Origin of the sequence: Dongia sp., assembly GCF_041905885.1 — a bacterium.
In the GTDB taxonomy this organism is placed as follows: domain Bacteria; phylum Pseudomonadota; class Alphaproteobacteria; order Dongiales; family Dongiaceae; genus Dongia.
The window spans coordinates 15,389-29,462 of sequence record NZ_JAYRKD010000018.1 but is presented as its reverse complement, the minus strand read 5'-3'; the positions used below and the strand labels follow the sequence as shown (position 1 = coordinate 29,462).

General features: G+C 65.8%; 14 protein-coding genes. 8 read left to right on the top strand and 6 right to left on the bottom strand.

Annotation, left to right across the window (positions count from 1 at the left end):
- The first annotated feature begins 53 nt into the window (after positions 1-53).
- A complete protein-coding gene (locus ACH2CY_RS17740; RefSeq protein ID WP_395020647.1) occupies positions 54-1,016 on the top strand; it encodes a 2-hydroxyacid dehydrogenase in 963 nt (320 codons plus the stop codon).
- A gap of 7 nt (positions 1,017-1,023) precedes the next feature.
- Here ACH2CY_RS17740 and ACH2CY_RS17735 read toward each other — a convergent pair whose 3' ends face one another.
- Both ACH2CY_RS17735 and murJ read right to left on the bottom strand, forming a co-directional pair.
- Positions 1,024-1,395: a hypothetical protein gene (locus tag ACH2CY_RS17735; RefSeq protein WP_395020646.1), complete on the bottom strand. Its 372-nt coding sequence runs from the start codon at positions 1,393-1,395 to the stop codon at positions 1,024-1,026.
- 90 nt (positions 1,396-1,485) lie between these two features.
- Positions 1,486-3,027, bottom strand: coding sequence for a murein biosynthesis integral membrane protein MurJ (gene murJ / locus ACH2CY_RS17730; protein WP_395020645.1), 1,542 nt, complete (start codon positions 3,025-3,027; stop codon positions 1,486-1,488).
- 131 nt (positions 3,028-3,158) lie between these two features.
- On the opposite strand from murJ, the gene ACH2CY_RS17725 reads away from it, so the two are divergent.
- From ACH2CY_RS17725 to ACH2CY_RS17710, 4 genes are all read left to right on the top strand, one after another.
- The gene (locus ACH2CY_RS17725; RefSeq protein WP_395020644.1) at positions 3,159-3,605 is read left to right on the top strand and encodes an RrF2 family transcriptional regulator; all 447 of its coding nucleotides are present in this window, start codon (positions 3,159-3,161) and stop codon (positions 3,603-3,605) included.
- A gap of 76 nt (positions 3,606-3,681) precedes the next feature.
- Positions 3,682-4,536 (top strand): sulfate ABC transporter permease subunit CysT, encoded by an 855-nt coding sequence (gene cysT / locus ACH2CY_RS17720; RefSeq protein ID WP_395020643.1) that lies wholly within the window; start codon positions 3,682-3,684, stop codon positions 4,534-4,536.
- Positions 4,533-5,453 (top strand): sulfate ABC transporter permease subunit CysW, encoded by a 921-nt coding sequence (gene cysW / locus ACH2CY_RS17715; RefSeq protein WP_395020642.1) that lies wholly within the window; start codon positions 4,533-4,535, stop codon positions 5,451-5,453. The genes cysT and cysW overlap by 4 nt, the downstream gene beginning before the upstream one ends.
- Before the next feature lie 12 nt (positions 5,454-5,465).
- Positions 5,466-6,521, top strand: coding sequence for a sulfate/molybdate ABC transporter ATP-binding protein (locus ACH2CY_RS17710; protein ID WP_395020641.1), 1,056 nt, complete (start codon positions 5,466-5,468; stop codon positions 6,519-6,521).
- Positions 6,522-6,668: 147 nt separating this feature from the next.
- Here ACH2CY_RS17710 and ACH2CY_RS17705 read toward each other — a convergent pair whose 3' ends face one another.
- On the bottom strand, positions 6,669-7,295 hold the full coding sequence (locus tag ACH2CY_RS17705; RefSeq protein ID WP_395020640.1) for an FMN-dependent NADH-azoreductase: 627 nt from the start codon (positions 7,293-7,295) through the stop codon (positions 6,669-6,671).
- A gap of 138 nt (positions 7,296-7,433) precedes the next feature.
- Here ACH2CY_RS17705 and ACH2CY_RS17700 point away from each other — a divergent pair, with 138 nt between their 5' ends.
- Both ACH2CY_RS17700 and ACH2CY_RS17695 read left to right on the top strand, forming a co-directional pair.
- On the top strand, positions 7,434-8,384 hold the full coding sequence (locus ACH2CY_RS17700) for a LysR substrate-binding domain-containing protein (RefSeq protein WP_395020639.1): 951 nt from the start codon (positions 7,434-7,436) through the stop codon (positions 8,382-8,384).
- A 207-nt stretch (positions 8,385-8,591) separates the two neighbouring features.
- Entirely contained in the window at positions 8,592-10,484 is a 1,893-nt protein-coding gene (locus ACH2CY_RS17695) for an ABC transporter ATP-binding protein (RefSeq protein WP_395020638.1), read from the top strand.
- Between the two features lie 8 nt (positions 10,485-10,492).
- Here the strand turns inward: ACH2CY_RS17695 and ACH2CY_RS17690 are convergent, their stop codons facing one another.
- From ACH2CY_RS17690 to ACH2CY_RS17680, 3 genes are all read right to left on the bottom strand, one after another.
- Positions 10,493-11,170 carry a glutathione S-transferase family protein gene (locus ACH2CY_RS17690; RefSeq protein WP_395020637.1) on the bottom strand — a complete coding sequence of 226 codons (678 nt, stop codon included), beginning with the start codon at positions 11,168-11,170 and terminating at the stop codon, positions 10,493-10,495.
- A gap of 77 nt (positions 11,171-11,247) precedes the next feature.
- Complete coding sequence (locus tag ACH2CY_RS17685) at positions 11,248-11,463, bottom strand: hypothetical protein (RefSeq protein ID WP_395020636.1); 216 nt, start codon at positions 11,461-11,463, stop codon at positions 11,248-11,250.
- Between the two features lie 96 nt (positions 11,464-11,559).
- Positions 11,560-12,675: a PQQ-dependent sugar dehydrogenase gene (locus ACH2CY_RS17680; RefSeq protein WP_395020635.1), complete on the bottom strand. Its 1,116-nt coding sequence runs from the start codon at positions 12,673-12,675 to the stop codon at positions 11,560-11,562.
- 361 nt (positions 12,676-13,036) lie between these two features.
- Between ACH2CY_RS17680 and dapA the strand changes: the two genes are divergently transcribed.
- A complete protein-coding gene (gene dapA, locus ACH2CY_RS17675; RefSeq protein ID WP_395020634.1) occupies positions 13,037-13,999 on the top strand; it encodes a 4-hydroxy-tetrahydrodipicolinate synthase in 963 nt (320 codons plus the stop codon).
- Positions 14,000-14,074: the final 75 nt, after the last annotated feature.

The following is a 14,074-nucleotide window of genomic DNA, read 5'->3' as shown; positions in this document are numbered from 1 at the left end:
TGTAAGAGCCTGCCGGCCGGCCCCCCGGAGCGGCGTTCCGATGAGGGGAAACCATGGCCAAACCGAAATTGCTCGTGACGCGCCGCCTGCCGCCCGCGGTGACCGACCGGGTCAACGCCACCTATGACGCCGTCACCAATGCCGATGACCACATCATGTCGGCCGACGAGGTGATCGAGAAGGCGCAGGGCAAGGACGCCCTGCTGGTCACCCCGGCCGACAAGGTCAACGCCGCCCTGATCGAACGGTTGCCGGCCTCGGTCCGGATGATCGCCACCTTCTCGGTCGGCTATGAGCATATCGACCTCGAGGCCTGCAAGAAGCGCGGCACCCCGGTCTCCAACACGCCGGACGTGCTGACCGACGCCACCGCCGACATCACCCTGCTCTTGATGCTGGGCGCCGCCCGCCGCGCCTATGAGGGCGAACGCGCGGTGCGGGAGGCCGCGTGGAAGTCCTGGTCCACCACCTACATGCTGGGCGTCCACATGACCGGCAAGCGGCTCGGCATCTTCGGGATGGGCCGGATCGGCCAGGCGGTGGCGAAGCGCGCCCGGGCCTTCGACATGGAGGTCCACTATTCCAACCGCAATCGCCTGCCGGCCGACCTCGAGCAGGGCGCGACCTTCCACGCCAATCCGGAAGACCTGCTGGGCGTCTCCGACTTCTTCTCGATCAACGCGCCGGCCAGCCCCGAAACCTTCCACTGGCTGAACGCCGCCCGCATCGCCAAGCTTCCGGACAACGCGATCGTGATCAACACCGCGCGCGGCACGCTGGTTGACGATGCGGCGCTCATCGCCGCACTGAAGTCGGGCAAGCTGTTCTCCGCCGGCCTCGACGTCTTCGAGAACGAGCCCAACCTCAACCCGGCCTATCGCGAGCTTCAGAACGTGTTCCTGCTGCCGCATCTCGGCAGCGCCACGGTCGACACCCGCAACGCCATGGGCTTCAAGGCGCTGGACAACCTCGACGCCTTCTTCGCCGGCAAGCCGCTGCTGGACCGGGTGGTCTGAGCCGCGCCTAGGTCGGCTCGCTCGAAGTCGACATGCCCGTGGCGGCCGGCGTCTCCGCCGCGGGTTCTTGCGGCGGAGCGCTGTAAGTCTGCGGCGCTTCGGGCAGGCGCGGTGCGACCGGCTTCGGCGCAGCGGGTTTCGGTGCGGGCTTCTTCGCGACCTTGCGCTTGGGGGCGGCCTTCTTCGCTGCTTTCCGCTTCGGGGCGGCCTTCCGCTTCGCCGCCTTCTTCGCGAGCTTGCGTTTCGACCCGGTCTTGCGTCGCGCCGTAACCTTCCGACGCGCGGCTTTCCGGCGCGCGGTCTTCTTGACCTTCGCCTTCACGGCCCTCTTCTTGGTCTTCGATTTTGCCTTGGTCTTGGTCTTCGACTTCTTGGCCATTGGGACTCTCCCTGTGACGCGAATGACAAGACGCCGAAGACCTTGTCACTTTCCCGCAGGCTTGGCCAGTAGGACGAAGGTGGAGTGTCCCTAGCGCCGTTTCAGGAAGCGTTTGAGATCGCCAAGCGGCATCGCGCCGGTCGCGATCACCAGGATGAGATAGAGACCGAGACCGGCCGCGACCAGCACCGCCAGCGCCAGCGCCCGCACCACTTCGCCATCGGCAAGATAAGGCTCTAACGGCTTGATCCCGAAATAAAGCGCGAGCCCCAGGCCGGCCGCCGACAGGAACAGCCGGGGCAAGGTGCGCTTCAGTCTCGCATCGATCACCAGGAAGCCGCGCCGCCGCAAGGTGAAGTAGAGCAGCGCGCAGTTGATCCAGGCGGCACCCGCAGTGCCGAGCGCGATCCCGACATAGCCGATGAAGTGGAAGAGGATCAGGCTGATGACGATATCCGCCGCGACTCCGACCATCGCGTAACGGAAGGGCGTCATCGTGTCTTCCCGGGCGAGGAAGCCGGGGGTCAGCGCCTTGTTGAGAATATAAGCCGGAAGACCCAATGAGATCGCGGTCAGCGCCGCCGCGACCTTGATCGTGTCGTCCGGCGTGAAGGCGCCGCGCTGGTAGAGCACGGCGATCATCGGCTTGGCCGCGACGGCCAGCGCCACGGTGGCGGCGAGCGAGAGGAAGAAGCCCATCTCGATCGCCCGGTTGTGGATCCGCATCCCCTCTTCCGGGTTCGGGCCCCGGATCGCGCGGGTCAAGGACGGCAGCAGCACCACGCCGATCGCCGAGCCGATCAGGGCCAGCGGCAACTGATAGAGCCGGTCCGAATAATAGAGATAGCCGACCGCCTGGGGCTGCAGGGTCGCGAGGATGGTGGCGACGGTGAGGTTGATCTGGTTGACCCCGCCGCCGATCAGCCCCGGCACCATCAGCACCAGCATCCGCTTCACGTCGGGGCCGAAGCGCGGAATGGGGAGATAGAGGTTCATCCCCGCCCGCCGGCAGGAGATCGCCAGCCAAAGGAACTGGAACACGCCGGCGACCGTGACGGCGATGCTCAAGACCTCGCCCGCATGTCCGGTATAGGGCACCACACCGAACAGCACGACGATCATCACCACGTTGAGCAGGATCGGCGCCGCCGCCGCGTTGGCGAACTTGCCGAAGGCGTTCAGGATTCCACCCTGAAGGGCGCCCAGCGACATGAAGACGAGATAGGGAAAGGTGATCTGCGTGAACAGCACCGCCAGCTGGAACTTCTCCGGATACCCGTCGAAGCCCGGCGCGAAGACATGGATCAGCCAGGGCATGGTGAGTTCGGCGACCATGGTCACCAGCAGCAGCACCATCAGCAGCACGCTGAGCACATGTTCGGCAAAGCGCTTGGCCGCCACCGCGCCGCCCTCCTCGAGCTGCCGGGCGAACATCGGCACGAAGGCCGAGTTGAAGGCGCCCTCGGCGAAGAGCTGGCGGAACAGGTTCGGCAGCCGCATCGCCACGAAGAAGGCTTCGGCAACCGGGCTCGTCCCCAGCAGGCGGGCGATCAGCACCTCGCGCAGGAAGCCCAAGGCGCGGCTCGCCAGGGTCAGGCCGCCGACCGTGGCGACGGATTTAAGGGAGAACATCGAGAATCGGCTGTCTCTTCACGTGAACATGGCCTCGTAACAGCCGATTTTGGCGGCCGCAAGGCGCTCCTGACCTTGACGATTCGGAGTCGTTACATTTATACTCTATAGAATTACTAGAGAATATTGAGATGCTCTCCCAAAAAGCCAAGTATGCCATGCGCGCCCTGCTTTATCTGGCCCAGGCGCAGCCGGAAAATCCCGTCTTCATCTCGGAAATCGCCGACCAGCAATCGGTCCCGAAGAAGTTCCTCGAGTTGATCCTCCTGGACTTGAAGCGCCATGGCTTGGTCCATTCCTACCGCGGCAAGAAGGGCGGCTATGCCCTGGCCAAGACCCCGGACAAGATCTACTTCGGCCAGGTGATCCGGATCATCGATGGACCCTTGGCCCAACTCCCCTGCGCCAGCCGCACCGCCTACCGCCGCTGTGACGACTGCGAGAACGAGCAGACCTGCGAAATCCGCCGGGTCATGCTGCAAGTCCGTGATTCAACTGCAAGAATCCTCGACAACACCAGCCTGGCCGACGTCATGGTCAAAGGCACCACGGAACTTGTCGAGGGCGCCGGCATATGATTATCTCTCACCGGTTTCGCTAATACTACTCATTTACTAGAGTTAATGTGATTTGACGGCTGGAGGCCGAAGCCGGATGACGGCAATTGCTGCCCGCACCTTTGCCTGGAAGCGACCCAGCGTGCTGCCGGGCTTCAACCTCACGCTCGGCTACAGCTTGGTCTATTTGAGCATCATCGTCCTGCTGCCCTTGGCGGCCTTGCTGCTGCGCCCGACCGAACTCGGCCTGGACGGATTCTGGAAGGCGGTTACGGCGCCCCGCGTCATTGCCTCGCTGAAACTCTCGTTCGGCGCCTCGGCGATCGCCGCGCTGGTGAACTGCGCCTTCGGCCTGATCGTTGCCTGGGTGCTGGCGCGCTATGAGTTCCCGCTGAAGCGCGTGGTCGATGCGCTGGTCGATTTGCCCTTCGCGCTGCCGACCGCCGTCGCCGGCATCGCCTTGACCTCGCTCTATGCGCCCAACGGCTGGACCGGCAGCCTACTGGCGCCGCTCGGCATCAAGGTCGCCTTCACGCCGGTCGGCATCGTCATCGCGCTGATCTTCATTGGCCTGCCCTTCGTCGTGCGCACGGTGCAGCCGGTGCTGCTCGACCTCGACCGCGAGGTCGAGGACGCGGCGGCCAGCCTTGGTGCCACCCGCTGGCAGAATTTCCGCATGGTGATCCTGCCCTCGATCTTCCCGGCGTTGCTCACCGGGCTCGCACTCGCCTTTGCCCGCGCGGTCGGCGAATACGGCTCGGTCATCTTCATCGCCGGCAACATGCCGATGAAGTCCGAGATCGCGCCGCTGCTGATCGTGACCAAGCTCGAGCAATACGACTATGCCGGCGCCGCCGCGATCGCCGTGGTGATGCTGATCGCCTCCTTCATCATGCTGCTGGTGATCAACCTGCTGCAGCGATGGGCGCGGCGCCATGAGGATCGCGGATGAACGCCGAAGCCAGCGTCGCCATGGCGACCGAGATCCAGCCCGCGAGCCGCGTCAGCCCGAGCAAGGTGGGGGCGCCGCGGCCGGTCAACACCGGCACCGCCGATCCCGTTTGGGCGAAGATCCTGCTGATCGGCGCCGCGCTGGCCTTCATGGCGTTGATGCTGGTGTTGCCTTTGGTGGCGGTCTTCGTCGAAGCCTTGCGCGATGGCATCGGCAAATACCTCTCGGCTGTCGCCAACCGGGACGCCTGGTCGGCGATCCGCCTGACCCTGATCGTCGCCGGCATCGCCGTGCCCCTGAACCTGGTCTTCGGCCTCTGCGCCGCCTGGGCGATCGCCAAGTTCGAGTTCCGCGGCAAGAGCCTGCTGATTACTTTTATCGACCTCCCCTTCTCAGTCTCGCCGGTGATCTCGGGCCTGATCTACGTGCTGCTCTATGGCGCCCATGGCTGGTTCGGGCCGACCCTGGCGGCGATGGGGATCAAGGTGATCTTCACCGTGGCCGGGCTGGTGCTGGCGACGATCTTCGTCACCTTCCCCTTCGTCGCCCGCGAGTTGATCCCGCTGATGCAGGAGCAAGGCACCGAGGAGGAGGAAGCGGCGACCTCGCTCGGCGCCAACGGCTTCCAGACTTTCTTCCGCGTGACCCTGCCCAACGTCGCCTGGGGCCTGCTCTACGGCGTGCTGCTGTGCAATGCGCGCGCCATGGGCGAGTTCGGCGCGGTCTCGGTGGTCTCCGGGCATATCCGCGGCCAGACCAACACCATGCCGCTGCATGTCGAGATTCTTTACAACGAATACGACTTCGTCGGTGCCTTCGCCGTCGCCAGCCTGCTGGCCCTGCTTGCCCTGGTGACCCTGGTCGGCAAGAGCATCCTTGAATGGCGCATGGGTCAGCGCCTCTCGCGCGGCCATTAGGAGAAGAGACAGATGAGTCTCGAAGCCCGCAACATCACCAAGACCTTCAACAATTTCCAGGCCCTCAAGGGCGTAAGCCTCACGATCGAGCGCGGCGAGTTCATGGCCTTGCTCGGGCCTTCGGGTTCCGGCAAGACCACCCTGCTCCGCATCATGGCCGGGCTCGACAACCAGGACGGCGGCGAGATCCGCTTTGACGCAGCGGATGTGAGCGGCGTCGCCTTGCGCGAGCGCAAGGTCGGCTTCGTGTTCCAGCATTACGCCCTGTTCCGCCACATGACGGTCTCGGAGAATGTCGCCTTCGGCCTGAAGGTGCGCCCGGCCGAGACGCGCCCGAACCCGACCGAGATCAAGCGACGTGTCGACGAGTTGCTTCACCTGGTGCAGCTCGAGCATATGGGCCAGCGTTTCCCGAGCCAGCTCTCCGGCGGTCAGCGCCAGCGCGTCGCCCTGGCGCGCGCGCTCGCCATCGAGCCTTCGGTGCTGCTGCTGGACGAGCCATTCGGCGCCCTGGACGCGAAGGTGCGCAAGGAGCTGCGCCGCTGGCTGCGCCGCCTGCATGACGAGATGAATCTCACCAGCGTCTTCGTCACCCACGACCAGGAGGAAGCGCTCGAGCTCGCCGACCGCGTCGCCGTGATGAGCGAGGGCAAGATCGAGCAGGTCGGCACGCCGGACGACGTCTATCACCGCCCGGAGACCGCTTTCGTCTACGAGTTCATGGGCAACGTGAATCGCTTCGACTGCCGCATCCAGGAAGGCCATGCTCGCGTCGGGCCGCTGGTCGTCGCCGCGCCGGAATTCCCCTCGGCCCGCGATCTCCCCGGTCTCGCTTACGTCCGCCCGCACGACATCACCTTGCGCGCGCCGGACGAGCCGGGCTTGCCGGCGATCATCCGCCACGTCTTCACCGCCGGCCCCGGCATCCGGGTGGAATTGCAGCGCAGAGACACCAAGACCCAAATCGAGGCGGACCTGCCCCACGACACTGCGCGCCAACTGCTGCTGACGCCGGGCACCGAGGTGTCGCTGACGTTCTCGGGCGCAAGGGTGTTCGCGGCGGGTTGAGCCTTGATTCGTCATTGCCGGGCCCGGTCCGCGAATGCGGACATTCGCTTCCGTGGACCCGGCAATCTCATTCCGCGTGACACTCGGAGAGAGATGCGTGGGTCACCCCCGGATCAAGTCCGGGGGCGCGCATGACCTGAGAGAAGATTAGGCCGCGACCGTCGCCGGTTCGCCGGCGAACAGCGCCGCGATCTGCGCTTCTGCCGCAGCCACCGCCGCCGCGCGGCTTTCCGGCCCCATGTTGAGGCCCGCCGCGCGCACCACGGTGACGTCCTTGATCCCGACGAAGCCGAGCACGGTCGTGAGATGACCGACATGCGCTGCATCGACCGGGGTGCCCTCATACTTGCCGCCGGAGGTCGCGACGATCACCACCTTCTTTTCGCCGGCCAGGCCCACCGGGCCTTCCGCCGAATATTTGAAGGTCTTGCCGGCGACCAGGACGCGGTCGAACCAGGCCTTGAGCCCGGAAGGAATGGTGAAGTTGTAGAGTGGCGCGCCGATGATCAGCCCATCCGCCGCCAGGAACTCCTCGATCAGCGCATCCGAGAGCTTCAGCTCCGAGACCTGCTGCGCCGAGCGCTGGTCCTCCGGCGTAGCGCCGATCGCGAAATAGCTCGGCGAAAGATGCTGCGGCGCCTGCGCGCCGAGATCGCGGTGCCGGACCACGGCCTGGGGATTTGCGCTCTTCCAGGCCGCGGCAACCTTCGCGGTCAGCGCCCGCGACGCCGAGTTCTCGTCGAGCACGCTCGAATCCAGATGCAGAATCTTCATGGTTCTTCTCCCCCTTCAGGGTCCAGAGGCGGCCATCCGCCGTGACTTGGAGATAGCCTCGGGAGGGGCTTAGAATTAGCCGGTGGGATCGGAACGCATTGTTCCATCCATGGGACAATCGCCCGGGAACTCGGCCAGATGCGCGACCTCAACGAGCTCTATTTCTTCGCCAAGGTGGTGGAGCATGGCGGGTTTTCCGCGGCCGCGGGCGCGCTCAGGATCCCGAAATCCCGGCTCTCCCGCCACATCGCCCAGCTCGAGGCCCGGCTCGGCATGCGGCTGCTGAACCGCACCACCCGCAGCGTCACCCTGACCGAGGCCGGGCGGATGTACTACCAGCATTGCCGCGACCTGCTGGTTTCCGCCGACGCCGCCGAGGACGCCGCGGAGAGCCTGAAGAGCGAACCCAGCGGCCTCCTCAAGGTCGCGGCCCCGCTCGGCATCGCCGACCGCGACCTCTCCCCGATCATCCCGGGCTTCCTCGCCAAATATCCGAAGATCCGCCTGAACCTGATCGTCACCAGCCGGCGCGTCGATCTCGCCGAGGACGGCTTCGACCTGGCGCTTCGGGTGCGCAGGCCCGGTGACGAGGACCCGCATCTGGTCACCCGCCGCTTCGGCGTCGCCGATGCCAGCCTGGTTGCAACCCCGCGTTTCCTGAAGCGCCATGCCAAGCCGAAGCAGCCCAGCGACCTCGAGACGCTGCCGATCGTCGGTATGGCCAATACCGACGGCCTGGTGCGCTGGCGGCTGGAGAACCAGCGCGGCGAGACGCATGACTTGGTTCTGACGCCACGCCTCGCCGCCGATCATTTCGCGGTGCTGCGCGACGCCGTGCTCAATCACATCGGCCTTTCCTTCCTGCCCGAGCTCTATTGCCGCGAGGAGATCAAGACCGGCTGCTTCACACCGCTCTTGCCGGAATGGAGCAAGCCTTCCGCCACGGTCCAGGCAGTCTATCTGAGCCAACGCGGGATGCTGCCGTCGCTGCGTGCCTTCATCGACTACCTGGCCAAGCACATGCGCTCGGAAAAGAAGGACAGCGCGCCCATTGCGGCAACCGCGGTGTTGGACCCGGTCGCGGATTAACTCTGCGCGATCAACCCTCTCGGCCGAAAACCATCACCAACCGTCCCGCTGGCTGCACCCCCACCCCGCGTCTTCCGCAACCCTGGCGACTCGGGAAAGCGCGTAGTCTCTGGCCCTCGCGCCGTAGAACGATTTCCACCGCTGCAACCGACCGGTTGCAGCGCCATGAAACTTCGCCTGCCCGCAACCCTTATTGAAATCAGGCCAATGGCCGTATTCCGTTTCTTCGAAAGCCTGTTACAGCCGACCAAGCTGCCGCCCGACGCGGTGCCGCCCGACGGGCTCGGCGCCTTCTATTGGCATTTCGCCAAGCAGGCGAAGGGGCTGGTGGTGGCGCTGTTCATCGTCGGCTTCATGGTCGCGGCATTGGACACCACGATCCCGGTCTTCATCGGCCGGCTGGTGAAACTCATCTCCACCATGTCGCCGGAGGAGATGCTGCGCGACCACTGGCACCAACTGATCCTGATGGCCTGCGTGCTGCTGATCGCGCGACCGGCCGTGCTGCTGCTGCAGAATCTCCTCACCAACCAGGCGATCGCCCCCGGCCTCACCAACGTGATCCGCTGGCAGAGCCATTGGCATGTGGTGCGGCAGAGCTGGACCTTCTTCCAGAACGATTTCGCCGGCCGCATCGCCAACCGGGTGATGCAGACCGGTCCGGCCTTGCGGGAGTCGGTCGTCGCCGGCACCAACGCGGTCTGGTACATCTTCGTCTATGGCGGCAGCGCCATCTTCCTGACCGCATCGAACGATCTCCGGCTCGCCATCCCGATGGCCTGCTGGTTCGTCGCCTATGCCTGCATGCTGCGCTATTTCGTGCCGCGGCTGCGCGAACGCTCGCGCGAGATGTCGGAGGTGCGCTCGGCGCTGACCGGACGGATCGTCGACAGCTACACCAACATCCTGACCGTGAAGCTGTTTGCCCGGCCACGCGACGAAGATGCCTTCGTTCAGGCCGCGGTCGACGAGCATACCGAAGCCTTCCACCGCCAGCAGCGGATGATCACCCGCTTCTCGCTGACGCTCGTGACCTTGAACGCGCTCATGGTGGTCGGCACCGGCACGATCGCGATCCGGCTCTGGGTCCAGGGCGCGATCGACGTCGGCGCGGTCGCCATGGCCTTGCCCTTGACCTGGCAGATCTCCAACATCGCCGGCTGGGTGGCGCAGAACGTGACGGCGATCTTCGAGAATGTCGGCGTGGTGCAGGACGGCATGAAATCGATCGCCGTGCCGCGCCAGATGGCCGATCCCGACAGCGCCAGCGCGCTCAAGGTCAGCCAGGGCGAGGTCCGCTTCGAGCAGGTGCGCTTCGGCTACGGCACCAAGCGCGGCCTGCTGAAGGGCATCGATCTCGTTATCAAGCCGGGCGAGCGGGTCGGCCTGGTCGGGCCGTCCGGCGCCGGCAAGTCCACGCTGGTGAACCTGCTGCTCCGTTTCTACAACGTCGAGGAAGGCCGCATCCGGATCGACGGCCAGGACATCGCGGGCGTCACGCAAGAAAGTCTCCGCGCCAAGATCGCGGTGGTGACGCAGGACACCTCGCTGCTGCACCGCTCGATCCTGGACAACATCCGCTACGGCCGCCCCTCGGCGACCGAGGCCGAGGTGATCGAGGCCGCGCGGCAGTCGCATGCGCTGGACTTCATCGAGAAGCTGGAAGACTGGCAGGGCCGCAAGGCTTTCGAAGCCCATGTCGGCGAGCGCGGCGTGAAACTCTCCGGCGGCCAGCGCCAGCGGATCGCCATCGCCCGGGTGATCCTGAAGAACGCGCCGATCTTGGTGCTGGACGAAGCGACCTCCGCCCTCGACAGCGAGGTCGAGGCCGCGATCCAGGAACAGCTCGCGGGACTGATGGAAGGCCGCACGGTGATCGCCATCGCCCACCGCCTCTCCACCATCGCGCGGATGGACCGCCTGATCGTTTTGGACCAGGGCCGCATCGTCGAAGCCGGCACCCATGCCGAGCTGCTGCAGAAGAACGGCGCCTATGCCCGCCTCTGGCACCGCCAGTCGGGCGGCTTCATCGAGGACGGCATCGGTCATGGCACTATCGCCAAGCTCGCCGATGAAGAAGCGATGACGGCTGCGGAGTAGCCGGGGCGTTACCTCAGGTCCGGCGACAATTCCCGATCCGCCGCGGCGATCTCCTCCGCGGCCTTGGCGCAGGACGGCCGGTTCAGCATCAGCCCATACCAGGACGCGAGCCGCGGATGGCCGGAAACGCGCGGGCCCTTGAGGCGCTGGGTGAACAGCACGGTCATGAACATGCCGATGTCGGCGGCGCTGAACGCACCGCAGAAATAGTCGCGCGCCGCCAGCCTTTGATCCAGTCCGGCGAATTGCCGGTCGATTTCGGCATCGGCCTGGATCCCCGCCTCTTCCCGCGCCGCCTGGCGGGCGCCGTCGGCGAGCGGCGGCTCGGTGCGATAGAGCAGGTTGCGCACCGGCGCGAACAGGATCTCGTCGGCTTCGAGCTCCACCAGTCGGCATTTCGCCCGCGCCTTCGCACCCTTGGGATAGAGCGGCGGCTCCGGATAGGCGTCCTCGAGATATTCCAGGATCACCGTGGAATCGAACAGCGTGAGGTCGCCCTCGACCAGCACCGGCACCTTCTTCAGCGGGTTGGCCGCGGCGACCGCCGGATGCTTCGGGCTGTAGCCCTTCGCCTGCGTGAACGGCACCAGTTCGCGCGCATAGAGCAGGCCCTTCTCGCGGAGCGCGATCTCCACCTTGCGCGAGAACAAGCTGAGCGGCCCGACATAGAGCATGCGTTCGGTCATTAGACTTCCCCTGACTGCAAAGACGGCGAGCCTACAGCAGCAGCGTGACAGGATTTGTCAGGAGGATGGCGGCTGATTCAGGCGGCGTTCGGCTGGAACAGGGTGAACAGCAGGGCAAAGGCGCCACCCGCCACACCGCCCACCACCCCGACCAAGGCAAACAGCATGCCCCCGGCCATGATGCCGAACAGGAAATAGAGCGGACCGCTCATCCCCTTGCGGCTGGCGATCCAGCCGGTGAGAACCGCTATCGCCAGCCACAAGCTGCCGCAAGTAATGACGAAGCTTTCCATCACCGGATCCCAACGGGCGACGCGGGATGATTCCCGCAACAGCCCGGATCGATCCTATCTCGCGGCTTCCGCGCGCACAATCCGGAGTAGTATTGGTCACTTCGTTGGCGTCAGCCGCAGCAACCGGCCGGGATTGTCGTCTTCAATGATCCAGAGCGCGCCATCGGGGCCGATGGCGACATCGCGGATCCTGGCACCCATGTCCCAGCGCTCCGCCTCGTCCGGCTGGCCATCCGCGAAGGCGATGCGCAGCAGGGCGCCGACGCCGAGACCGCCGATCAGGGCGGAGCCGCGCCAATCCGGGAACATCTCGCCTTCGTAGAAGACGAGCCCGGCCGGCGCGATGATCGGATTCCAGTACAGCAAGGGCGCCGCGAATTCCGGCCGGGTCGCGTGGCGCGGGATCTTCGAGCCGTCGTAGTTGTCGCCGTTGGAGACGATCGGCCAGCCGTAGTTCTTGCCGGCCTCGATCAAGTTGAACTCATCGCCGCCGCGCGGGCCCATCTCATGCAGCCACAGCTTCCCATCGGGCGCGAAAGCGAGGCCATAAGGATTGCGGTGTCCGAGCGTCCAGGTCTGGGCCGGCACGCCGCCCTGCGCGGCATTCGGATTGTCCGCCGGCGTCGAGCCGTCGAGATTGAGACGCAGCAGCTTGCCGCGCGCCTGCTGCGGGTCCTGCGCGGGCTTCCCCAGCTGGCGCTCGCCGACGGTGAGGAAGAGATGGCGGCCCGCGGGGTCGAAGGCGATGATGCCGCCCGGATGGCCGCGCCCGCCGACCGGCGTCTGGCGCCAGATCGCATCCACGTCGGAGAGCTGCGCGCCAGCCAAGGTCGCGCGCGCCAGCACCAGGCGGGTGTCACCCTCGGCCTCCTCGGTATAGGTGAAGTAGATCCGCCGGCTCGCCGCGAAATCCGGCGCCGCCGCGATGTCGAGCAGGCCGATCTGGCCGGCGGCTACGACCTCGGGCAGGCCGCTGATCGGGGTCTTCTCGCCGCTTTGAGTCACCAGGAAGATCCGGCCCGGCTTCTCGGTGACCAGCATCCGCCCATCGGGCAGGAAGGAGATCGCCCAGGGCGTGTCGAACTCGGCGACCGCATTGACCGCGAAGGGCCGGGTCGCGCTGGAATCGCGGCCGCCGGCATTGATGCTCTCGGCTGCTGCAGGTTGGGCAACGAGCAAAGCCGCCAAGGCCGCAAGGATCGTCCCACGCATCATGGCCTCCCCGATGAAGATCCGATCAAAGCGGACCCGATGAAGATCCGATCAAAGCGGAAAGAACCGCCCGCGCCGAGCAAAGTTTCCGTGAGGTGATCCCGGCCTCGCCGCAATTCCCCCGAAATTTCGGGCAGCTTCCTTGACAGAATGTCGCAGCGCCCCGATACTGGGGCCATGAGCGATCTGCGGCACACCTGCGTTATGTGGCAAAAGCGACCCTCCCCGGGGGCCGCTGGATGCTGCCTGCGCTAAAAACGCAGACATAGCAGGACCAGTGAGAACCCCGCCGGATCGAGCGGGGTTTTTGTTTGCCCCACTCTCCCGGCGGTTCGACCAGACCCAAACCGAGGAGAGCGCCATGCGAGACCAGAACACAGCAATCGAGATCCCACCCAGTAGCCAGCGGGTGGTTTCGGATTCCACCCGCTCGGAAATCCGCGGCGTCTGGTTGCCGCTGGTCACGCCGATGAAGGACGGCGCGCTCGATGAAGTATCGCTGAAACGCCTGCTGCGCCACGTCTCCGCCCGTCCGGTCGACGGGCTGGTGGTGGCCGCCACCACCGGCGAGGGCCCGCTCTTGGACGAGCGCGAGATGGAGCGCCTTGCCGCCATCGCCGCCGACGAGTTGGGCGACCTGTTGCCGATCTATCTCGGCCTCTCCGGCAGCGACACCCGCAAGCTGGAGCTGCAGTTACGCCGCATCGGACACTGGCCGGTCGCGGGCTATCTGATCTCCTGCCCGTCCTATGTGCGGCCCTCGCAGGAGGGTCTCTACCAGCATTTCGCCGCGTTGGCCGAGGCGGCGGAACGGCCGGTGATGATCTACAACATCCCCTATCGCACCGGCGTCAATCTCGCCAACGACACCTTGCTGCGCCTAGCCGAGATCCCGACCATCATCGGCATCAAGGATTGCTGCACCGATCCGGCGCAGAGTCTTGACCTGATCCGCCGCAAGCCCGCGGGGTTCGCGGTCATGTGCGGCGAGGATGCGCAATTCCACGTGGCACTCGCCCAGGGCGCCGACGGCGGCATCCTGGCGTCCGCTCATGTCGAGACCGAGCGCTTCGCAGCGATCCACGCCGCGCATCGCGACGACGGCGACACCCGGACGGCACTCAAGCTCTGGCACGACCTCTCCGACCTGCCGCGGCTGCTGTTCACCGAGCCGAGTCCGGCGCCGGTCAAATACTGGCTCTACCGCCAGGGTCTGATCGACAGCCCGGAAGTCCGTCTGCCGCTCACCCCGGTCACGCCGCAACTCGCCGCCCGCATCGACCGCGAAATCGGCCGCTGGAGCGGCACCACCCGCGCCGCCTGATCAAAGCCTCTCCCTCGCGTCCCTGAAACTGCCTCCCTCTGCAAAGAGGGGGGCTCTTCTTTTGCGGCAAAGACT